This is a genomic window from uncultured Subdoligranulum sp. (genome assembly GCF_937890665.1).
The window spans coordinates 1-23,065 of record NZ_CALADU010000186.1 but is presented as its reverse complement, the minus strand read 5'-3'; the positions used below and the strand labels follow the sequence as shown (position 1 = coordinate 23,065).

At 57.6% G+C, this 23,065-nt stretch carries 17 protein-coding genes and 1 pseudogene; 13 read left to right on the top strand and 5 right to left on the bottom strand.

Annotation, left to right across the window (positions count from 1 at the left end; translation table 11 throughout):
- A pseudogene (locus tag Q0526_RS10715) lies at positions 1–807 on the bottom strand (2-hydroxyacyl-CoA dehydratase); the annotation flags it as partial.
- Positions 808–841: 34 nt separating this feature from the next.
- Positions 842–3,775, bottom strand: a complete 2,934-nt coding sequence (locus tag Q0526_RS10710; protein ID WP_298733375.1) for an acyl-CoA dehydratase activase-related protein — start codon at positions 3,773–3,775, stop codon at positions 842–844.
- Positions 3,776–4,294: 519 nt separating this feature from the next.
- Between Q0526_RS10710 and Q0526_RS10705 the strand changes: the two genes are divergently transcribed.
- From Q0526_RS10705 to Q0526_RS10645, 13 genes are all read left to right on the top strand, one after another.
- Positions 4,295–4,912, top strand: a complete 618-nt coding sequence (locus Q0526_RS10705; protein WP_298733372.1) for an epoxyqueuosine reductase QueH — start codon at positions 4,295–4,297, stop codon at positions 4,910–4,912.
- A 47-nt stretch (positions 4,913–4,959) separates the two neighbouring features.
- Complete coding sequence (locus Q0526_RS10700) at positions 4,960–5,955, top strand: D-2-hydroxyacid dehydrogenase (protein ID WP_298733370.1); 996 nt, start codon at positions 4,960–4,962, stop codon at positions 5,953–5,955.
- A 12-nt stretch (positions 5,956–5,967) separates the two neighbouring features.
- A complete protein-coding gene (locus tag Q0526_RS10695; protein WP_298733367.1) occupies positions 5,968–7,263 on the top strand; it encodes a putative ABC transporter permease in 1,296 nt (431 codons plus the stop codon).
- 113 nt (positions 7,264–7,376) lie between these two features.
- Positions 7,377–9,353 (top strand): BMP family ABC transporter substrate-binding protein, encoded by a 1,977-nt coding sequence (locus Q0526_RS10690; RefSeq protein WP_298733365.1) that lies wholly within the window; start codon positions 7,377–7,379, stop codon positions 9,351–9,353.
- Positions 9,350–9,994 carry a metallophosphoesterase gene (locus Q0526_RS10685; protein WP_298733363.1) on the top strand — a complete coding sequence of 215 codons (645 nt, stop codon included), beginning with the start codon at positions 9,350–9,352 and terminating at the stop codon, positions 9,992–9,994. The genes Q0526_RS10690 and Q0526_RS10685 overlap by 4 nt, the downstream gene beginning before the upstream one ends.
- 19 nt (positions 9,995–10,013) lie before the next feature.
- Positions 10,014–11,012 (top strand): NAD(P)H-dependent glycerol-3-phosphate dehydrogenase, encoded by a 999-nt coding sequence (locus Q0526_RS10680; RefSeq protein WP_298733361.1) that lies wholly within the window; start codon positions 10,014–10,016, stop codon positions 11,010–11,012.
- Positions 11,013–11,023: 11 nt separating this feature from the next.
- Positions 11,024–11,809, top strand: coding sequence for a Cof-type HAD-IIB family hydrolase (locus Q0526_RS10675; RefSeq protein WP_298733359.1), 786 nt, complete (start codon positions 11,024–11,026; stop codon positions 11,807–11,809).
- 60 nt (positions 11,810–11,869) lie between these two features.
- The gene (locus Q0526_RS10670; RefSeq protein ID WP_298733357.1) at positions 11,870–13,009 is read left to right on the top strand and encodes an FtsW/RodA/SpoVE family cell cycle protein; all 1,140 of its coding nucleotides are present in this window, start codon (positions 11,870–11,872) and stop codon (positions 13,007–13,009) included.
- A 97-nt stretch (positions 13,010–13,106) separates the two neighbouring features.
- Positions 13,107–14,429 carry a hypothetical protein gene (locus Q0526_RS10665; protein WP_298733355.1) on the top strand — a complete coding sequence of 441 codons (1,323 nt, stop codon included), beginning with the start codon at positions 13,107–13,109 and terminating at the stop codon, positions 14,427–14,429.
- A complete protein-coding gene (locus Q0526_RS10660) occupies positions 14,426–16,849 on the top strand; it encodes an LCP family protein (protein WP_298733353.1) in 2,424 nt (807 codons plus the stop codon). Before Q0526_RS10665 ends, Q0526_RS10660 begins: the two co-directional genes overlap by 4 nt.
- Before the next feature lie 481 nt (positions 16,850–17,330).
- Positions 17,331–18,341, top strand: coding sequence for an ABC transporter substrate-binding protein (locus Q0526_RS10655; protein ID WP_298733351.1), 1,011 nt, complete (start codon positions 17,331–17,333; stop codon positions 18,339–18,341).
- Positions 18,342–18,423: 82 nt separating this feature from the next.
- On the top strand, positions 18,424–19,341 hold the full coding sequence (locus Q0526_RS10650) for an ABC transporter permease (protein ID WP_298733349.1): 918 nt from the start codon (positions 18,424–18,426) through the stop codon (positions 19,339–19,341).
- Complete coding sequence (locus Q0526_RS10645; protein ID WP_298733347.1) at positions 19,334–20,140, top strand: ATP-binding cassette domain-containing protein; 807 nt, start codon at positions 19,334–19,336, stop codon at positions 20,138–20,140. The genes Q0526_RS10650 and Q0526_RS10645 overlap by 8 nt, the downstream gene beginning before the upstream one ends.
- A 40-nt stretch (positions 20,141–20,180) precedes the next feature.
- Here the strand turns inward: Q0526_RS10645 and Q0526_RS10640 are convergent, their stop codons facing one another.
- From Q0526_RS10640 to Q0526_RS10630, 3 genes are all read right to left on the bottom strand, one after another.
- Complete coding sequence (locus Q0526_RS10640) at positions 20,181–21,227, bottom strand: FAD:protein FMN transferase (protein WP_298733345.1); 1,047 nt, start codon at positions 21,225–21,227, stop codon at positions 20,181–20,183.
- Positions 21,224–21,628 carry a DUF3783 domain-containing protein gene (locus Q0526_RS10635; RefSeq protein WP_298733343.1) on the bottom strand — a complete coding sequence of 135 codons (405 nt, stop codon included), beginning with the start codon at positions 21,626–21,628 and terminating at the stop codon, positions 21,224–21,226. The genes Q0526_RS10640 and Q0526_RS10635 overlap by 4 nt, the downstream gene beginning before the upstream one ends.
- A gap of 62 nt (positions 21,629–21,690) precedes the next feature.
- Positions 21,691–23,065, bottom strand: a 1,375-nt coding sequence (locus Q0526_RS10630; RefSeq protein WP_298733341.1) for an SEC-C metal-binding domain-containing protein, incomplete at its 5' end; no start/stop codon positions are given.

Here is a 23,065-nt window from a genome sequence, read left to right as displayed (position 1 = left end):
GGTGTTGGCCACGCAGTACTCCACAAAGCCCATCAGGCCCGGCAGGTTGACCTCGCAATCTTGGCTTTCCAAGAATTTTTCCAGATCGTTGTTGCCCAGCGGCGAGTACTTGACGTAGATCTCGCCCACCACGCCGACCTTGACCTTGGGGACCCGGGTAACAGGAATGGTGGCATAGTCGGCGGCAATTTCGGGAAAGTGCTTCTTCATATCCCGGGCCGAGTAGTTGCGGTCGCTGCGGATCCACTCCTGAATGCGGGCAATCCACTTTTCGGTCATGGCATCGGCGTCACCGGGGTGATTTTCGTAGGGGTGGGTCTGGCTGCGCAGCGCGACCAGCATATCGCCGTAAAAGATGGCGGCAATGACTTTGCGCAGCAGGGGCAAGGTCAGCGGCAAGCCGCTGCCTTTTTCCAAACCGGAGAAGTTCAGCGACGCCACCGGAATGTTGCCGTACCCGGCCTTGACCAGCGCCTTGCGCAGCAACTTGATGTAGTTGGAAGCACGGCAGCCGCCGCCCGTCTGGGTGATCAGCAGGGCGGTGTGCTCCAAATCGTACTTGCCGCTGTTCAGCGCGTCCAGAAACTGACCAATGACCAGCAACGCGGGATAACAGGTGTCGTTGTGGACGTATTTCAAGCCCAACTGGGCTACCTCACTGCCGCAGTTGCCCAACACTTCGGTCTGGTAACCTTCGCTGGCCAGTGCGGCCTGCATCAGGCGGAACTGGGTCACCGCCATGTTAGGGATCAGGATTTTATGGGTTTTTACCATCTCTTTGGTAAAATTGGGGGTCATATATTCCATATGCTTTGCCTCATCGTAAGGGAAAAGGGGCGGCTCAAGCCTGCCCGGCGGCTTCGCGGCGTTCTTCCAACGCGGCGAAAAGACTCCGCAGCCGAATGTTGACGGCGCCCAGATTGGTGATCTCATCGATCTTCAACTGGGTGTAGAGTTTGTTGCCGGCCTGCAAAATTTCCCGCGTTTCGTCGGTGGTGATGGCATCCAGACCGCAGCCGAAAGAAACAAGCTGTACCAGATCCATGTCGGGCTGAGAAATGCAATATTTGGCGGCAGCATACAGACGGCTGTGGTAGGTCCACTGGTTCAGCACCGAGGTGTTGAATTTTTCCTCATGCCAGCTCACCGAATCCTCGGTGACTACGGCGGCACCCTGCCGGATGATCAACTGGTCGATGCCGTGGTTGACCTCCGGGTCCACATGGTAGGGACGGCCCGCCAGTACGATGATATGCTTGCCCTGCTTGCGGGCTTCGGCAATGATGGCGGTACCCTTATCCCGCACCTGCTGCATATGACGGGCGTACTCGTCGTAGGCGGCATCGATGGCTTCGTGGACAGATTTCTTGTCCAGCCCCGGGAAGGTCTTGGTAATGGATTGATAGAACCGCTTGTAGAAATCCTTCCGGCGCTCCAGATTGAAATAGTCGTAGAGCAGGGGAATCTGGGTCAATTCGGGGCAGTTGCCCTCCAGCACTTCGGGATAATACGCCACCACCGGGCAGTTGTAGTGGTTGTCCCCCAAATGTTCATCCAGGTTGTAGCTCATGCAGGGGTAGAAGACTGCATCCACACCCTGTTCGGCCAGCCAGTGGATGTGCCCGTGGCTGAGCTTGGCAGGGAAGCAGGCCGTATCGCTGGGAATGGTGGCCTGCCCGGCCTGATAGAGCTTGCGGTTGGAGAAGGGACTGACCACCACTTGGAAGCCCAGCTTGGTAAACAAGGTATGCCAGAAGGGCAGCAGTTCATACATATTCAAACACAGGGGAATGCCGATCTTGGCCCGGGGGTTCTGGGGGGCGGGGGCGTTGCGGTAGTCTTCCAACAGTTTGAGTTTGTAGGCGTACAGGTTCAGTTCCTCGCTGTTGGCCTTGCCGGTCACCGGCTTATCGCAGCGGTTGCCCGAGATGAACCGTTTGCCATCCGCAAAGGTATTGACGGTCAACTGGCAATGGTTGCCGCAGCCGTTGCACTGTACGGTTTTGACCGTCTGGCTGAAATGTTCCAGCTCTTCCTGCGTCAATACCGAGCTATGGGCGTTCTCTCCGGCCCGGTTCAACCCGTACAGGGCGGCGCCATAGGCACCCATCAAACCGGCGATGTCGGGGCGGATGACCTCCACGCCCATCTCCTTTTCAAAGGCACGCAGCACAGCTTCGTTGTAGAAGGTGCCGCCCTGCACCACGATGTTGCGGCCCAGCTCTTCGGGGCTGGATGCACGAATCACCTTGTACAGCGCATTCTTGACCACCGAGATGGAAAGACCGGCGCTGATATTTTGGATGGAAGCGCCGTCTTTCTGGGCCTGCTTCACCGAGGAATTCATGAACACCGTGCAGCGGCTGCCCAGATCCACCGGTTTGTCAGCGAACAATCCCAGCGCGGCGAACTCCTTCACATCGTAGCCCAATGCCTGAGCAAAGGTCTGCAAAAAGCTGCCGCAGCCCGAAGAGCAGGCTTCGTTGAGGAAGATGTTGCTGATGGCGCCGTCCTCGATCTTGAAGCACTTCATATCCTGACCGCCGATGTCGATGATGAAATCCACATCGGGCAGGAAGTGCTTGGCGGCGGTGAAGTGGGCCACCGTTTCCACCAGACCGCGGTCACAGTGGAAAGCGTTTTTGATCAGCTCCTCGCCGTAGCCGGTGGTGGTCACGCTGGCAATCTGCAGCCCCGGGTGATCCTGATACAGTTTGAGGAGCGTCTCCTGTACCAGCGGCACCGGGTTGCCCAGATTGGGGCGGTAGCTCTCAAACAGGATGTTGGCGTTCTGGTCGATGACCACCAGCTTGATGGTGGTGGAACCGGAATCAATACCGATATGTACCGGTCCGCACTGGGCGCTGAAAGGCAGACAGGGGACGGTGGCTTTCAGGTGCCGGGCATGAAATTCCTCGTATTCCTGTTTGTTGGCAAACAGGGGAGGCAGGCTCACATAGGTGGCGGTGGCGCTGTAATCATCCAGCCGGCGGGCCACCTCGTGCAGGTCGGACTCCTCGTCGGCATAGAAGGCGGCGCCCAGCGCCACAAACAGCAAGCTGTTTTCGGGGCACAGACCCTTCACGCCGAGGGTTTTGTCAAAACTCTCCCGCAGCGTCTTGCTGAAGGTCAGCGGTCCGCCCAGATAGACAATGTTGCCCTTGATGGGACGACCCTGTGCCAAACCGGCGATGGTCTGGTTGACCACCGCCTGATAGATGGATGCGGCGATGTCACCGGCCAGCGCGCCCTGATTGATCAGCGGCTGAATGTCACTTTTGGCGAAGACGCCGCAGCGGCTGGCGATGGTATAGGTACGGGTGGCAGTCTGGGCGGCTTTGTCCATCTCGTCGGCGCCCATCTTCAAAAGGGTAGCCATCTGGTCGATGAAAGCGCCGGTACCGCCGGCACAGCTACCGTTCATACGCACCTCGGTACCACCGGTCAAAAACAGGATCTTGGCATCTTCGCCGCCCAACTCAATGATGCAGTCGGTGCCGGGCACCAAACGGTTGGCCGCCACGCGGGTGGCAAATACTTCCTGCACAAAGGGGACCTTGCAGCTATCAGCCAAACCCATACCGGCAGAACCGGAAATGGCCAGATACGCGCGGCCGTCGGGCAGATATTCGGCGGCCACTTTTTCCAAAAGGGCTTTGCCCTTTTCCAAAATATGGCTGAAATGACGCTCGTAGGTAGAAAATACGATCTCTCCGGCGTCATTCAGCACCACACATTTAATGGTTGTGGAACCAATGTCCAAACCAACTCTCATACGGGTGTAACCTCCTGCGGAAAACGGGAAATTGCGGGAACAGGTATCGCTCTAACGCATTTTTTCGCGTGATTGAGACACAAATGGCCTACTCCTACCGATACCATATCACCCTATTCTACCTTTTCTTTAGTGGTTTGGCAAGTACACTCTAGGGAAAATGTCTAACTGTCGAAAAAAACGCCAAAGCGGCACAAGTCGGAACTTGTGCCGCTTTGGTGTCAAAAGAAAAGAGGAGTATGGATGAAAAAACTTGGGGTCCCTGCCTCAGGTCGGGTCCCTGCTCCCTTCCTGAGGACACTTACAGTATACGGACCGTTTGTGACAAAGAGGTGAAAGAAATTTCAAGAATTTGCAAAAGAAATGGGAATAAAGTATAAAGACGCGGAACGCCGCAAAATTTGCCGACAAATTCGCCCCAACCTGATGCAAAAACCTACCGTATATGGTATCATGAAGAAGTAGTTTACCGGCAGCCCGTTTGGCTGCTTTTTGTGCGAATATAAAGGAAAGAAAAAGATGCCCAATCGAATCAACTATCAACTGGCCATGGAAAAGGTCTTACAGGAACTGGACGCTGCGGGAACGCGGCCGCTGCTGCTGCTTCACGCCTGCTGCGCACCCTGTTCCAGCGCTACCTTGGAACGGCTGGCGGACCATTTTGATCTGACGATTCTTTATTATAATCCCAATATCTATCCCCCGGCGGAATACCACCGGCGGGAGGGGGAGTTGGAACGATTTGTCCAGCAAGCGGGATACCGCTTCCCGGTGGTGGAACTGCCCTATGACCCGCAGGAGTTTTACACTGCAGTCCATGGGCTGGAACAAGAACCCGAAAAAGGGGAGCGCTGTACGGCCTGTTACCGGCTGCGGTTGGAACAAACCGCCCGCTACGCAGCGGAAAACGGGTTCGAGTGGTTCTGCACCACGCTTTCCATCTCGCCCATGAAAGACCCGGTGCGGATCAATGCGCTGGGACAGGAATTGGGGGAACGGTACGGCGTACGGTTTTTGCCCAGTGAGTTTCGTAAAAAGGACGGCTATAAACGCAGTTTGCAGCTCAGTGCCGAGTACGGTTTGTACCGGCAAGACTATTGCGGCTGTGTGTTCAGCAAAGAGGCGCGGGGCGTTTGAAAACCGCGGCCCGAACGATTGCATACAATAAGGAATCGAGAAATACGATGGAAAAACACATTCTTGTGGCGCTGCCTCTGTCAGAGGAACAGCGTCAGACCCTTCGGCAGGCTGCACCCCAGTTTGCCTACCGCTTCACCACCGAGGAAACCGCTACCTTGGAGGAGATCCTCTGGGCGGATGCGATTTTAGGCAATGTACCGGTGGAGTATATCCGGCAAAATCGACATTTGTCGTGGTTCCAGTCCAACTTTGCCGGGCCGGACCCCTATTTGGAACCGGGGGTTTTGCCCGACGACTGCCTTGTGACCAATGCCACCGGTGCCTATGGTTTGGCCATCAGCGAATGGATGCTGGGCATGTGGTTAGCACTGGCCAAAGATCTGGTCCTCTATCGGGACCGGCAGCACCGTCATCAGTGGGATGCCATCCAACGTCCGGTGCGGTCCATCGCTGGGTCCCGGGTGCTCTGCGTGGGCATGGGGGACATTGGCGCCAGCTTTGCCCGGCGGGCCCACCTGCTGGGGGCAGAAGTGGTGGGCGTACGCCGTCACCCGTCGTCCTGCCCCGACTACTGCCTGCGGGTGGTGGATACCGCGCATCTGGACGAAGAACTGCCGCAAGCCGATCTGGTCGCCCTCAGTTTGCCGGGCACGCCGGAAACCTACCGTTTGTTTGACGATGCACGGCTGGCCCGCTGCAAGCGGGGGGCCATCCTGCTCAACGTGGGGCGGGGCAACACCGTGGACTGTGATGCATTGGCACGGGCAGTACAAAGTGGGGCACTGTATGGCGCGGCGGTGGATGTGACCGACCCGGAACCGCTGCCGGCGGAGCATCCGCTCTGGTCGCTGGATACGGTGCTTATCACACCCCATATTTCGGGGCGGTTCAGCCTGCCCCGCACGCTGCAAAACATTGTGGAAATCTTTGCCCACAATTTGCGGCGTTATGCCGCCGGTGAAACGCTGGACAACCAGATGAGCCGCACCACCCGTTACGTCAGCGAGGAAACCCCTGGCCGGCGTTTGACCTGTGAGTAAGAGGAACTTTGTATGGGCTTCTATCAATTTGTATATCTGTTTTTTGTCTATTCGTTTTTGGGCTGGCTGGGGGAAGTAATCGTCACCGCCGTGCGCCGGCATCGGTATCAGGACCGGGGCGTGCTCAACGGCCCGCTGTGCATCGTGTATGGTGTGGGCGGACTGACGGTTAGCTTTGCCTTGGGGGACTTGCAGGAAAGCTGGGTCTTTCTGTTTGGCTTTAGTGCCATCTACGCCACCGTGCTGGAATGGGTAGCCGGACATCTTTTGGAACGGATCAGCGGTACCCGTTGGTGGGATTACAGCAAAGACTGGCTCAATCTGGATGGTTACATCTGCCTGTGGGCTTCGTTGCTGTGGGGCGCACTTAGTGTTATTACCATCAAATGGGGCAACCCACTTCTGCTGATGCTCTTCCGCCTGATCCCGGTAAGCGTGCGTGTTGTGCTACTGTGGGTCTTGCTGGTCATCTTTGCCATCGATGCCATCGGTACGGTTTTGACAATGCTGGGACTGCGGTATCGCTGGCCGCCGGCCGAGGCGGTGGAAAACCGTCTGGCCAACTTGACACTGCGAGCCGGCATGTGGATCTTGGGCAGCGTGGAAAACCGTATGGCCAAGGCCCATCCGTCCCTGACCTTTGAACACCACAAAAAGGAAAAATCTGCGGTGTTTGCCGCAGGGTGCAGTCCATATAAGATCATCCTGCTTTTCATCATCGGTTCGCTCCTCGGCGATATCACCGAAACGATCTTCTGTCGGATCACCGCTGGCTATTGGATGAGCCGCTCCAGCTTGGTGTGGGGGCCGTTTTCGGTGGTGTGGGGCTTGGCCATCGCACTGGTGACGGTACTGCTCTACCGTTATAAGGATAAACCTGCCAGTTGGCTGTTTGTGGTCGGCACGCTGCTGGGCGGTGCCTATGAATACTTGTGCAGCGTTTGCACCGAAGTGGTCTTTGGTGCGGTCTTTTGGGATTACAGCCACATTCCTTTCAATCTGGGGGGCCGCATCAACCTGTTGTATTGCTTCTTCTGGGGCTTTGCGGCGGTGGCTTGGTTTAAACTTCTTTATCCGCCCATCTCCAATTTAATCGAGCGTTTGCCCCGCCGTTTTGGCACGGTCCTGACTTGGCTCCTCTGCCTGTTTATGGTGGCGGATATGGCGGTCAGCGCACTGGCACTGATCCGCTATAATACCCGTTTGGAAGGCGAACCGCCCCGGAATCAGTTGGAAGTCTATCTGGATGAACACTATGACGACGCCCGCATGCAGGCCGTATATCCCAAGGCAGTGCATATTCAGTAAAACGCCGCAGATTTATTTTGTATCTTTGTATCGGTTGTGTTATAATCATTTTGTACGAAGAAGATAGAATAAATTTGTGAAAAGTGACACAAGAAAGCGAGGAGGATTCCGCCATGACCCGTTCGGAGGCAATGGAGTACTATCTCAAAGCACAAAAACAGGGACAGCGGGATTATCGAGAAAAAACCGCGGTCGGACAATCGCCCTTTTTGCCGGTGCTGGATGACATTCTGCAAAATGTGCAGGTGGAAAACCAACTGCCGCTTGGGCTGATCGAAGTGCCGCTGGACCTGCTGGTAGGCACCAAAACGGCGGGGCGGACCGCCGCCTTTGCCAGCAATTTTATGCCGCTGCTGGAGCTTAAAACCGAGTTCGGCACCAAATGGACCAACCTGTGCATCGCCCATATGGAAGAAGGCATCCGGGACCCGGTGCGCTGCTTTGAGTATCTGGGGCAGTTTTATGTGCAGGAAGGCAACAAGCGGGTCAGTGTGCTGAAATACTTTGGCGCCAGCAGTGTCATGGCCAATGTGACCCGGGTGGTACCCCAGTACAACGATACGCCGGAAGTGCGGCTCTACTATGAGTTCATGCACTACTACCCGTTGATCAAGACCTACACGCTGCGGTTTACCAAGCCCGGCAGTTTTGCCCGGCTGCAAAAGCTCATGGGCAAAGCGCCGGACGAAGTGTGGAGCGACGATGACCGCGCGGACATTCTCTCGCTGTACAACTGGGTAGGCAAGGCGTTCCGGGAACACGGCGGCGAGTCGCTGCGCTGCACGACCGGTGACGTGATGTTGTTGCTGCTGCGCCTCTATTCTCGCCGCCAACTGGCCGAAAGTACCCCGGCAGAGTTGAGCCAGAAACTGGACGCGCTGTGGGACGATGTGCTGGCACTGCAAAACGATGACCCCGTTACGGTCAGCGTTAAGCCCGCAGAGCCTGCCAGACCCAAAGAAACCCTGATCGATCGGATCTTGCCCGGCATTCGTCCTGCGGCACCCACCCATCTGAAGGTGGCCTTTGTGCACGAGCGCACCCCGGAGACCAGTGCTTGGACCAGCCAGCATGAGTTTGGACGCAGCCAGTTGGATACGGTATTCGAGGGCAAGGTGGAAACTGCCGCCTATTTCAATGCCGTTCCCGGTGAAAACGCCGACGATCTGGTGGAACAGGCCATCGCGGAGGGCGCCGACATCGTCTTTACCACCAGTCCCAAACTGGTGGGGGCTTCGCTGCGCGCTGCCGTCAAGCATTCGCAGGTGCGGATCCTCAACTGTTCGATGGAAATGCCCTATGCCAGCATCCGCACCTACTATACGCGGGTGTATGAGGCAAAGTTTATCACCGGTGCCATTGCCGGTGCTATGGCCACTTCGGACCGTATCGGCTATGTGGCGGATTATCCCAGCTTTGGCGTGCCGGCCAATATCAATGCCTTTGCCTTGGGGGCCCGCATGGTCAATCCGCGGGTCAAGGTGGAATTGTTCTGGACCTGCCTGCCGGAGCAGGAAGATCCCTTGATGCTGTTTGCCCGCAAGGGCATCACGGTGGTTTCCGGTCGGGATGCTCCGGTGCCGGGGCGTCCCCATCGGGAATTTGGCACCTTCCTGATCCGTCCGGGCGGTGTTTTGCAGGACTTGGCCACGCCGTTCTGGCATTGGGGCCAGTTCTATGAGAATGTGGTGCGCAGCGTGCTGGACGGCGGCTGGACCCGGGATAAGTCCGGCACCGACGGCCGCGCCGTGAACTACTGGTGGGGCATGAACAGCGGCGTTATGGACGTGCTGCTCAGCCGGGAACTGCCGCAGGATGTGCAGCATCTGGCACGGATCCTGCGGGAAGGCGTAATCGCGGGCATGATCGATCCGTTTGCCTGCCGCATCACGGCGCAGGACGGCACCATCAAGAACAGCGGCCGCCGTGGATTGGATCTGGAACAGATCGTGCATATGGATTGGCTGTGTGATGCCGTGGAAGGCCATGTACCGGAATACGATGAACTGGCGGAAGCCTCCCGGGCGATGTACCGGATGCAGGGCATCCACCGGGATCTTCTGCCGGCGGACAAGGAGGCCGAACTATGAAGTTGCTGGCCGTTGCCGACGAGGAATGCAAGGCTTTGTGGGACTATTACAGCCCGGACAAGTTTCAGGATGTGGAGATGATCCTCGCCTGCGGCGATCTCAACCGCCACTATTTGGAATATTTGGCCACGATGGTGCCGGTGCCGGTCTTTTATGTACACGGCAACCACGATGAAAACTATGACGATCATCCGCCGGAAGGCGCCGTCTGCATCGATGACGATGTGATCGAATACCATGGCCTGCGCATTGCAGGGCTGGGGGGCGCCTGCCGGTACCGCACAGGGGCTTGGCAGTTTACCGAAGCGGAGATGAAAAAGCGGGTCAATCGGCTGCGGAGCAAGATTGAGCGGCACCGGGGTCTGGACGTATTGGTGACCCATGCGCCGCTGCACGGCTACGGGGATATGAACGATCTGGCGCACCGTGGATTTACAGTGTTCCGGGATCTGTTGGATCGGTATCATCCCCAACTGATGCTTCACGGCCATGTACATTTGAATTACGGCGCCAATTTGCAGCGGGAATACCAGTATGGTACAACGCGGATCGTCAACTGCTTTGAGCGCATGTATCTGGATGCGGAACCGGCGCCGCCCAGACCGCAGCATCGTTTGATGTCGTGTCTGTGGCAGAGATAATATTGGTAAGGAGAACACTATGATCAAAATTGCAGTCTTTGGCGCGGGGACCTGGGGCATTGCTCTGGCGCGCCTGCTGGCGGTCAATGACCGGGACGTGACGGTGTGGAGTGCCATTCCCACTGAGCTCAAGTCTCTCAGCACCACCCATCGCCACCCCAATCTGCCCGGCATGGTATTGCCTTCGACGATGCACTATACCGCCGATATTGCCGAGGCCTGCGCCGGCAAGGACATTCTGCTGTTTGCGGTGCCGTCGCCCTTTGTGCGCTCTACCGCCAAAAAGGCGGCGCCTTACATTCCGGATGGCCAGTTGATCGTGGATGTGGCCAAAGGCGTAGAGGATAAGACCCTGATGACGATGAGTGAGATCATCGAGGACGAGCTGGCCAAACAGAAGCGCACCGCCCGGGTGGTGGCATTGTCCGGCCCCACCCACGCCGAAGAGGTGGCTCGTGATATGCCCACGCTGATCGTGGCGGCCAGCGAAGACGAGGAGGCCGCCAAAGTGGTGCAGAAAGCGTTCTCCACCCCTACTTTCCGGGTGTATACCAACACCGACCGCCGCGGTACCGAGCTGGGCGGCGCGGTGAAGAACGTCATTGCGCTGGCGGTGGGCATCGCGTTGGGACTGGGATACGGCGATAACGCGAAAGCGGCCCTCATCACCCGCGGCAACGCCGAACTGGCGCGGCTGGGCGCCGCCATGGGCTGTAAACCCGAAACCTTCTCGGGCCTGTCGGGCATGGGGGACCTGATCGTGACCTGTACCAGTATGCATAGCCGCAACCTCCACGCCGGTATGCTGTTGGGCCGCGGCAAAACTGCCGAGGAAGCCAAAGCGGAAGTCGGGCAGGTCGTGGAAGGCATCAATGCGCTGCCCGCCGCTTGCCGTCTGGCTAAAAAATACAAGATCGATATGCCCATCGTGCAGAGTGTGGACGCCATTCTGGGCGGCCGTTTGGCTGCCAGCAATGCGCTGGCCGCTTTGATGGGCCGGGACCTGAAACGGGAATGAGGTGTACTTCTGTGTCCCAGAAGATTCAAGCTGCGTTCTTTGATATTGACGGTACATTGTTGCCGTTTCAGGCGGACAAATTGCCGGATTCTACCCTTGCGGCGCTGGAAACCCTTCGCCGTAACGGTGTCAAGATTTTCATTGCCACCGGCCGTCCGCCGCTTCATCTGTCCCATCTGCCCGCCGTCATGGCGGTGCCCTTTGACGGTTTTGTGACGATGAACGGCCAATACTGTTTTTTGGCAGACGGTACGCCGCTTTATAGCTGCGCTATCGATCCGGCCTCGCTGCGGATGCTGGTGCCCTATATTCAGCAAGAACAGCTTTCGGTGGGCTTTATTGAGAAGGATACTTCCTATTTCAACCTGATCAATGACCTCAGCGCCGAGTTCTGCCAGCAATTTGGCTTCAAGGTGGACGATGTGGCCAAGCGCATGGAAGCAGCGCCGGTCTATCAGCTTAGTGCCTTTTTGCCGGAAGATAAGCAGGAAGAATTTATGCGCCATTGCCCCGGCTGCGCGGCGGTACGGTGGAATGACTCGTTTGTGGATGTTCTGCCTGCCAACGGCGGCAAAACCGTAGGCATCGCCCACGTACTGCAACGGCTGGGTCTGACCCGAGAAGAGAGCATCGCTTTCGGGGACGGCGGTAACGATGTGGAAATGCTGCGCTATGCGGGGATCGGCGTGGCCATGGGCAATGCTTGCCCCGAAGCCAAAGCGGCCGCCGACTATATCACCGATCCCATTTTGGAGGATGGTCTGGCCAACGCACTGCGTCATTTTGGCTTGATTTGACCGTACCAAACTGCATACCACTCCCACCCTCTGCGTAGACTATACGCGGGGGGATTTTTTATGTCGTCCTATGCACAGCAACTCAGGGCCCGGTTGGCGGGCCGCCCGGCACTGGATGTGCCGTTTCTCGCCATTTTGCTGACTCTGCTCTGTTATGGGCTGATCATGCTCTTCTCGGCAGGGTATGCGGTGGCCCTTTACCGCCGCGGCGATGCCTATACCTACATTCGCCCACAACTGCTTTTTGCGGCGCTGGGGGTGGTGGCTATGTATGCGGCCAGTCTGGTAGACTATCACATCTGGCATAAGCTGGCGTGGCCGCTGCTAGGGCTTTCGCTGGTACTGCTCACGGTGGTGCTTTTTATGCCGGAATACAACGGCTGCAAGCGGTGGATCGTTTTGCCCGGTCTGGGCACCCTGCAGCCCAGCGAGATCGCCAAGTTTTCGGTGGTTGTGGTGTTTGCCCACATCATCTCGCTGAACCATGACCGAATGAAGACCTTCTCCACCGGGGTGCTGCCCTTTGGGGTGATTCTCGGGGTGGTGACGGTGCTCATGCTGCTGGAACCTCACCTGTCCGGTACATTGCTGATCCTCTCCATTGGAGCGGTGCTGATGTTTGTGGGCGGTACCGGCCTAAAATGGTTTGGCCTAGCTGGCGGACTGGGAATCGGGGCCATCGCCGCGGCTGTCATTGCCTTGCCGGAACTGGTGCCCTATGCCACCGACCGTCTAGTTTCTTGGCGGGACCCCTTTGCCGATCCGTTGGGGGAGGGGCACCAAACCATTCAAAGCCTGTATGCCATTGCTTCGGGGGGACTGGCCGGGCTGGGGCTGGGCAACAGCCGCCAGAAATACCTTTATGTGCCGGAACCTCAGAACGATTTTATCTTTTCCATCCTCTGCGAAGAGTTGGGATTCATTGGGGCAGCCTTGGTGGTGGTCCTGTTTTTGCTGTTGCTGCTGCGGGGCATCTCCATCGCTGTACGGGCGCGGGACAAATTCGGGGCGCTGCTGGTCGTGGGATTTGTGGTACAGGTCGTACTGCAAGCGGTGCTCAACATCGCCGTAGTCACCAACACCATTCCCAATACCGGCATCAGCCTGCCATTTTTTTCCTCCGGGGGCACCAGCTTACTGATGCTATTGGGAGAAATGGGGATTGTGCTCTCGGTTTCCCGCCAAACAGATTGTGTCTAAACGCCAAAATGCGACAAAATTTCACAAGGCCACGGTTGAAACCCGCGGCCTTTTGCCGTATAATAAATCAGTATTTCTAGGAGAGCGGGGTGACGCCGTGCAGGCTACACAAAATCGAAAACGGCCCTTTGCACTGCGGGCGCTGGCGGTGTTCGGCGCTACATTGGCCTTGTTGTTTGTGCTGCTGTTGGGCGCTTATGCGCTGCCCGGCGGACCGGTACGGGACCATCTGGTGGCCTCGGCCCAAACCATTACAGAGGAGGGGCTGTACCCCGCCTACTTTGGGTTTAAGCTGTTCCAGATGGACAACTATACCGATACCCTGATGTTGATGGAGGCGGCGTCCGCCGATGAAACGGCCCCGCTGACCGCCATGATGACCAACACAGCCTACAATGTGGACAACTTCGAAACCTTAGGCGAAGATTTGTCCACCTACCTGCAAGCCCGCGCCGACGGGCAATCCCCGGAACAGGTTGGGCTGGAACCGTTCTCCTACGCACGGTACTGGCATGGGTATCTGATCTGGCTGCGGCCGCTGCTCTGCCTGATGCCCTACACCGGCGTGCGGGTGGTACAATATCTGGTGCTGTTCGCGCTGTTTGCCGCCGTGCTGGTGTTGCTGCGCCGCCGCTGCGGTTTGTCTGCCGCACTGTGGTTTGCCGTCAGCCAGTTGTTGGTCACCGTATTTTGGGTGCCCCATCAGCTGCAATATTTTACCTGCTTTGCCATCGCCTACGCCGGATGCGTCTGGGTGTTGGCCAAGCCGCGCCGCAGTGACCTGCTCTGTCTTGGGTTGGTAGCGCTGGGGGCAGCGACCGCTTTCTGCGATCTTTTAGTGACCCCGGTGCTTACGCTGGGGCTGCCGCTGACCTGCTGGCTGCTGGAACCGCAGCAGAAGCTGCGCGCCGGAGGAAAGCAATGTGCCCTGACCTTGGGAGGCTGCCTTTGCTGGGGCGTAGGATATGGCCTTTGCTGGGCCAGCAAATGGGTGTTGGCCGGGCTGGTCACCGGGCAAAGCGTTATTGCCGACGCCTTGCACCAGATCGGGGTACGCACTGCCGCCGATACATGGCATGGCATGGAACTGACCTGGGGCAACATTGTGACTTTTATGTATACCACGCTGCAAGAGCGCGGCCTGTTCTGGCCGCTGATCGTGCTGGTCGTGGTGGTGATCGTACTGTTTGCAGGGGGTGTGCGGAGCCGCGACGCCCTGCGCCGTGCCGCACCGTTGGCTTTGGCGGCGGTGCTGCCGTTGCTATGGTTTGCTGTGCTGCGCACCCATAGCATTCAACATGGCTGGTTTACTTGGCGGGGGCTGGGCCTTACGCTGTTTGCCGGCATGGCTTGCTGGTATACGGCCAGTGACCTTCGTTGGGTGCTGCGACGTCTGAAACCGAAAAGGGAAGATCTATGAAAACAGAGACAAGAGAAGAAAAAAACAAAGGGACCCATCGCAAAAAACTGCCGCGTTGGGCAAAAATTTTGCTGGCGGTGGTCGTGGTCGTGGCGGTACTGGCCGGGGCTGGCAGTCTGTACGTCAACGGTAAACTGGATTTGCTGCGCTACGACGATGGTACTGTCAGCGAGATGGGCACCATCGATGCCAGCGAGGACCAAGATCTGGATGTCACCGGTTTGGTACATAACGACGAGGAGATGGAGATGCCGGAGGGCAGCCCCTTTGCCGACGAGGACGTGCTGAACATCCTGCTCATCGGTACGGACGAGCGTACCGAGGCCGTTAACGATGCCGACGCCTTCACCCATCTGAACCAGTTGGACGGCACCGAGAATACCACCGAATTCAGCGACGATGCCCGCGCTGACGCGATGATCCTTGTGTCGCTGAACATCAAGGATCACACCATCCGGCTGGTTTCGATCGAGCGCGCCACCGGTGTGCCCATCTTGCTGGACGGTTACGAGGGCCAGTATGACTGGATCACCCATACCTTCCGCTATGGCGGCGCCAAGCTGACGATGGATACGGTGGAAGACTGCTTCAACGTGCAGGTAGACCACTATGTCCGGGTAAACTTTAACTCCTTTGTGCAGATCGTGGATGCCGTGGGCGGCGTAGACATCGAGATTACCGATTTGGAGGCCAAAGCCCTGAACTGGGAAGTGCCCTCCAACTCCATGTTGATTGTCAACAAGGTGGAGCCGGGACTCAACCACTTTGACGGCTACACGGCGCTACAGTATGCCCGCTTGCGCAAGATCGACAGCGACTGGAAGCGCATCGAGCGGCAGCGTACCGTCATTGAGGCTGTATTGGATCAAGTCAAGAACGCCAGCGTGGTGGAGCTGGACAATCTGCTCAACACCGTGCTGCCCTTGGTACAGACCAACTTTACCAAGTCGGAGATCACGGCGCTTCTGGTGCAGCTGCCGGCCTTCTTGGGGGCAGAAGTAGAACAGTTGTCCATGCCGCTGCAGGGCACTTATGGAGTGCGCACCGGTATGGATGACCGCCTGATGTACGACCCGGACTGGGCGGTGAACATCAAGGCGCTGCAGGATTTCCTCTATAACGGTCAGAGTGCCGAGGAGGTCATTGCTGCCACGCCGGAAACTGCTGCGGCCGAAGAGGAAGACCGGGAGGAAACGGATTCCGAATCCGAAGCACAATCGGCATGGGACCGGGAGACGGATCCGGAAGAGGAATACATCCGGGCCAACCTGCATACGGTAGATTTGGCCTACCCCCTCAGCGATACAGACTTTGGTGACAGTGACTATCGCCTTTACTTGGCCGGATTGGGCGGCAGCCGTGATACCGATGCGCAGCAGGCGTTGATCGGCTATCTGAGCAATCAGGACACGCAGGTGGTTGCCGTGCAGGGCGGTATGGCCGCCGGTCTGTTGTTGGACAACTACCTGCAAACCGGAGATACGGTGGTACTGGGCCAATATCTGTCCACGCTGCCCGCCGACCAGCGGGAAGAAAGCCGCGCCCTGTGGGAGTCTGTATACGCCGACAAACCGGGCCGTCTCCATGCAGTGGGATTGGGCGAAGATAAGACCACCGCGGTGGTGGGACAGGCTGTGGCCGTGCTGATGGAGAATGCTTCCGGCACGCCGGATGACGAAATTCTTACCGCGCTTTCCGGAATGGAAAGCAGGAATCCCCGCACGGTGGTGTATTGGTTCTGCAAAGCGATGCAGCAATCGCCCCGGCAGATGGAACGGTATCTGGGCGACGAGTATGCTACGGCACTGCGGCTCTATCAAGGGGTGCAGGGGTCCGTCAACACCGGCGCCGAGAGCGATTTGATTGCCTACGATTTGGAGCAGGCGTTGGAAGCCTATCCGGACGGTTCGATTCTGGCCTTTGTGGACGGGGAGCAGGCGCTGCAAAACGGCGATACGCTGGCCACCCGGATGGAACAGCTTCTTGAGGAACAGGCGGCCGCTGAGGCGGAAGAGGAAGAAGAAACTTCGGACGTTGCGTCGGAAGCCGAGGACACAGAGGAAGCCGATGAAGAAACGGTGGCAACAGAACCCGAGCAAGAGGAAACGCCGAAGCAAGTTTGCTCCATCGGGGTGCTCTACGGCAAGTGGGGCAATGACACCACCTTTACGCCGGAGGCGGAAGATGGCGTTTGGAACGCCGAAGGTTTGAGCAGTTGGCTGGGCGATTATGTCACGCCGGGCAAGGACCTGCTGCTGGTGCTGGATGGGGAGGATTGCCCCTTTGACTCTGGCGATGCCGCCATGCTGCAAGACGGCTCTGCGGTGACCGAGGCTGCCCAGAAACTTTTGATCCTCGATCCGGATAACAAAATCTACACAGCAACGTCGGAAAGTGCAGAAGAGAGCGAGGCTTCTTAAACTTTTTTGCCAAAAGGCGTTGACAAAACCGGTTCATTGTGGTATAAATGCTTCAAACCAATGAAGCGAAAGTAAAACTGCAAGCGCAGCCACAGAGAGTCCCCGGCGCTGGGAAGGGGATGCAGAGCGGTGCAGCACAATGGTTCGCGGAGGGCACGGGGAAAAGGCAAGGCCTGAGTATCCGTTGACGGGCGCTCCCGTTACAGAGCAGGGGAATGTTGGTTCCCTACAGAGTGGTCGTGCTAAAAAATAGCCGCACGGCAAGCAAGGTGGCACCACAGATAATGTTTTATCTGCCCTTGCACGGAAGGAATTCTTCTGTGCAAGGGCAGTTTTGTTTTGGAACAATGCCTAAGGGAGCGTATGGCGATGAAAACAATCTTGTTGAAAGAACGATGGCGACTCTTCTCCGTATAAGAAAAATCATTCACCGGCAAGCCGATTCGGCTGAGCCCCATTGCTGAAAAAAAGGAGAACGACCATGAAAAAGTTTGTTGCTGTTTTGTCCGCTGCCGCTATGATGACCACCCTCGCCGCCTGCGGGTCCACCGCCAATACCAACGCCAGCTCTGCTGCCACGGCAGAGAATACCTCCGGTGAAGGCTATAAGATTGCGATTGTTCAGCAGATGGACCATTCCAGTCTGGATGAGATCCGCACTGCCATCGAAGCGGAGCTGGAAGCCAAAGCGGCGGAAAAAGGCATTACCATCGAGTACAAGGATTTCAACGGCCAGAACGACGCTACCACGCTGAACCAAATCGGCACGCAGGTGGTTTCCGATGGCTATGACGCGGTCATTCCCATCGCGACGCTGGCAGCCCAGTGTATGGCCACTGCCTGTGAGTCCACCAAGACCCCGGTAATCTACGCAGCGATCTCTGACCCGGCGGCTGCCGATTTGACCGGCATCGATTATGTTACCGGTACCTCTGATGCGCTGAACACCCAGTCCATCATCGATATGATGTTGGCCGTCCAGCCTGACATCCAAACCGTTGGGCTGCTCTACTCCAACTCGGAAGCAAACTCGGTCACACCCATTGCCGAGGCCAAAGAATATCTGGATTCCAAAGGCATTGCCTATATTGAAAAGACCGGCAACACCAACGACGAGATCATGACCGCCGCCGCCAGCATGGTAGGGCAGGTAGATGCGGTCTTTACCCCCACCGATAACGTGGTTATGGGCGCGGCAGCCGCAGTTTCCGAAACGTTGACCGAGGGCGGTATCCCCTTCTATACCGGTGCCGATAGTTTTGTCACGGCGGGCGCTTTTGCCACCTGCGGCGTAAACTACACGGATTTGGGCACCTACACCGCCGACATGGCACTGGATATTTTGGAAACCGGCACGGTGCCGGAATACCATGTGATGGATGGCGGCATCATCACCGTCAACACCGACAGCGCAACGGCGTTGGGCATTGATTATAGCACCTTCCAGAATCTGGCCAGCAAAGTGGTGGAAGTGGCCACCGCTGCCCAGTAATCGGAGTACCCCCAAGGGAAAAGGACGTAGACCGTCCTTTTCTCTTTTGTTGCGAAACTCATGCAAAAGGAGAGTCTGACCCATGTTTACCGTTGCCACCGTGCTGAGTGCACTGGAACTTGGCTTTATCTATGCGCTGGTCGCCATGGCTTTGTTTTTGAGCTTTCGGGTGCTCAACATCGCCGATATGACCACCGATGGCGCCTTTACGCTGGGGTGTGCAGTGTCTGCCACCGCCGCTGTCGCAGGGCATCCCTTCCTCGGTCTGCCGCTGGCCATGCTGGCAGGTGCGGCTGCTGGTTTTATTACAGCTTTTTTGCAGACCCGGCTGGCGGTTCCGTCCATTCTGGCCGGCATTATCACCAACACCGGTCTGTATACCGTGAACTTGGCGGTCATGGGGTTCTCCTCCAACGTGCCGATGCTCAAAACATACACCATCTTCACCGCAGCCCAGAATCTGCTGGGAGAAAATGCCCCCTACAAGCTGCTGGTAGCTGCCCTCATCACAGTGGTGGTCTGCGTGCTGCTGATCCTCTTTTTGGGGACGCGGCTGGGATTGTCTATCCGGGCCACCGGCGATAACCCCGATATGGTGCGGGCTTCCTCCATCAATACCACCTTTACCATCACAGTGGGCCTTTGCCTTGCCAACGCCATGACGTCGCTGTCCGGTGCGGTGCTGGCTCAGTACCAGAAATCCGCCGACATCAATCTGGGCACCGGCATGGTGGTCATCGGACTGGCTTCGCTCATCATCGGTGAGACGCTGTTCGGTCGTGGTGGGCTGTGGACCAAAGCCGTGGCGGCAGTGGCCGGCAGTGTGATTTATCGGTTTATCATTGCCCTTGCGCTGCGAGCCAATGTGCCGTCGGAATGCCTTAAGTTGATTTCTGCTGTCATTGTAGCGTTGGCCATTGCGGCCCCGGCCTTGCAGGCGCGGGCTGCTTTCCGGCGGCGCCGTGCCCATGCCGAGAAAGAAGGTGCTTCCCATGCTTGATCTGCAACACGTCAGCAAAACATTTAACCCCGGAACGGTCAATGAAAAGGTGGCTTTGCAGTCGGTGGACCTGCATCTCGACGAGGGCGACTTCGCCACCATCGTAGGATCCAACGGCGCAGGTAAGTCTACGCTGTTCAACGCTATTGCCGGAGAATTTATTGCCGATACCGGCACCATCACATTGGCAGGGCAAGATATCACAATGATGCCCGATTACCGGCGATCCAAGGTCATCGGACGGATGTTTCAGGATCCCCTCAAGGGGACCGCACCCCATATGACCATCGAGGAAAATCTGGCACTGGCTTTTTTGCGGGCCTCCAAACAGACCTCGCCCTTTTCCCGTATCAGCCGGGCTGACCGAGCGCTCTTCGCCGAAAAACTCTCGGCGCTGGGATTGGGTCTGGAAGATCGGATGAAGCAGCCGGTAGGCCTTTTGTCCGGCGGCCAGCGGCAAGCGCTGACGCTCTTGATGGCTACCCTTGTTACTCCCAAGCTGCTGCTGTTGGATGAACACACAGCGGCACTGGACCCCGCCACGGCGGAAAAAGTGCTGGAACTGACCAAGAAGATCGTGGCCGAACATCACATCACCTGCCTGATGATCACCCACAATATGCACGATGCCCTGACGTTGGGCAACCGCACCTTGATGATGGATCATGGCCGCATCGTGCTGGATGTAGGCGGGGAAGAGCGGGCCCATATGACGGTACCGGAACTGCTGGAACGCTTTGCCCAGAATGTGGGCCACCAGCTGGATAATGACCGGATTTTGTTGAGCAAAGATGCCTAAATACCAAAAGGACCATCCCGGAAGGGGTGGTCCTTTTTGGTTATTCGGTGGGTTGCCCCGGCCAGCCGTTGGTCTGGGTGGTAGTCCCATCGGGATACATCCACAGAGCTTCAAGACCCGGCTGGGTTTCCAGCAGGCGGCGGCCGTCTGCTTCGGGCAGACAGAACAGTGCCGTGGAAAAGGCATCGCCAATCCCGCCGCCCTGATCGGTGGTCAGGACGGCCACGCTGCTGACATACTGTGCCGGATAGCCGGTGGTCAGATCGATCAGATGGGAATAGCGCACACCCTCGTATTCAAAGTAGCGCTGGTAGTCGCCGCTGACAATCAGATTGCATCCATTGGGCAAGGCCAAGGTCTGGATATAGGCGGGATCATCGTTCCACGGGTTTTCCACCCCTACGGTCCAAGCCCCTTCGCCGTTGGCCTTTTCTCCGATCGCCCGCAGATTGCCGCCAATATTCAGCAGGGCACTGTCCAGTCCGCGAGCCTCGGCAGCGCTGGCGGCTAACTCTACGGAATACCCCTTGGCTACGGCGCCCACATCCAGTTGCAGGTCCGGGTCGGCAAAGAAGACGGTATGCGCGTTGGGGTCCAGTTGCAGGTCGGCGGCGTTGCAGTGCGTCAGGGCATCCTGAATCAGAGCGTCCGCCGGTGGGGCGGGGGTATCGCTCTCCCGGGCATCGTGCCATAGCGACAGAACGGCTCCGGCAGCAATGTTCACCGCGCCGTCCGTTTGTACCTGTTGGGTATACCAGTTGAAAAAGTCGAACAGATCTTCGTCCACAGCCACCGGCGCGGCAGCAGCTTGCGCATTGACGTCGCAGAGGTTTACCATGCCGTCATAGTGGTGATAAATATCGAAAAGCTGGTGGTAGTGGAGCAGTTCAGCATGCAAAGCATCCATCTGCTCGTCCCATTCCGCTTGACTGCGGGCATATCCCTTTACCACCGAAACGGTATCGAATAGATCAAACCACGTGGTGGTGTATAGTGTACGGCGGTTCCACAGGCTGTAAGCAAAGATACCCGCCAACACCGCTAAGGCGGCAAGCCCCAGCCCTACACGCTGCAGCCGGGACTTCATTCCTTGCCCTCATTCACGGCGTCGTGTTCCTGATTCAATTCCATCAGTAACTGGGAAAGCGTCCATCCTTTGCTGGTGGGGGTCACCATTGCCCGCAGAGGCAGATCAGCGCCGCTCTTACCAACAAGATCAATAAACCGGCCCAACTCACCGTTCTGGTGGCTCAAACCACTGACGATCATCGCGGGGCGTTCCGGTACAGCGATCAGCGGTGCAAAGTCGGGGGCAGGTTTCCCGGCACAAAGGTCCCCCACAAGGCCGCCTAAATCACCGTTGCCCACGGTACGCAGCGTTACGCCGCAGCGGCGGGCGGCCTGTTCTACGGCCTCGTACCCGGTGCAGGAGTCATCAAACCGCCACAGCAATGCGCAGCGGGGCTCCCGAACGATGTGTGCTTTCATAGTGTCACCTCATGTTACGAAAAGGTGCGCCGTCTTTCGGCGGCGCACGCAAAAGTTTTGGATTACAAATCGGGATGATATTCTTTGCAGGTGCATTTCTTCCACTTCAACCCGCTGCCGCAGGGGCAGGGATCGTTGCGGCCAATCTTGGTTACCCGCACCGGCGTGGAACCCTTGGTGCCCGCTTGGGCGGGGGCGCCTTCGCCGGTGGGCTTGGCAAGCTGTTCCCGCTTGGGCTGGGCGTTCTGCTGACGAATCTCGATGGTCAGCAGCATGTGGACGGCATCCTCCCGGATGGAGGCGATCATCTCATCGAACATGGCAAAGCCTTCGATGCGGTACTCCACCACAGGATCGTGCTGACCGTAACCGCGAAGTCCCATACCCTGTTTGAGCTGGTCCATGTTGTCAATGTGCTCCATCCACTTGGAGTCTACATTGCGCAGCAGGCAGATGCGCTCCAGTTCCCGCATGGTAGGGGCACCGTACTTGGTCTCTTTGGCGGTCAGGATGTCCATGCCGCGCTTGTACAGCTCATCGGCAATGCCTTCCCGGGTCAGCTCACTGAGCTGGGCCGTGGTGTAGTTGAAGTCGGTGGGCAGGCACAGCCAATTCATGAAGTGGCGGCGCAGCCCGGCAAAATCCCAGTCATCCACGGTTTCGCCGTTCAGGTAGTTGGCGCAAGCATCGTCGATGCTCTGACGCATCATCTCATGCAGCTTGTCGGAAATATCCTCGCCGTTCAACACCATCTGGCGCTGTTTGTAGATGATCTCGCGCTGCTGGTTCATTACGTCGTCGTACTGCAGCACCTGCTTACGGATAGCAAAGTTGGACGCTTCCAGCTTCTTCTGGGCACTTTCGATGGTGTTGGTGATGAGCTTGTTCTCGATGGGAACATCTTCCTCAAGGCCGAGGCTGTCCATCAGGTTCTGCACCCGCTCGCCGCCAAAGATGCGCATCAGGTCATCTTCCAAGCTCAGGAAGAACCGGGACGCACCGGGGTCGCCCTGACGGCCGGCACGGCCGCGGAGCTGATTGTCGATACGGCGGCTCTCGTGGCGTTCGGTACCAATGATGAACAGACCGCCCGCAGCCCGCACGGCCTCAGCTTCCCGTTTGATTTCCGGTTCAAACTCGGCGCACAGTTCGTCAAAACGCTTGCGGGCCTGCAGGATCTCGGTGTCCTCGGTGTCGGCATGGCCGTCGCACTCGGTGAGCAGCATCTCCAGCTTGGCATCGATATCCGCTTCCGGCGGGGTGGGCAGTTCGGTGCCGGTAGCCTTGGCGCGGGCCTTGGCATGCTCGTATTCGTCCTTGCGCTGATCCAAGTCCTTGGTCAGCTCTTTGGTCAGTTCCTTTTTCAGGGCTGCCTTGGCCATATAGGTCACGTTGCCGCCCAGCATGATGTCGGTACCACGACCGGCCATGTTGGTG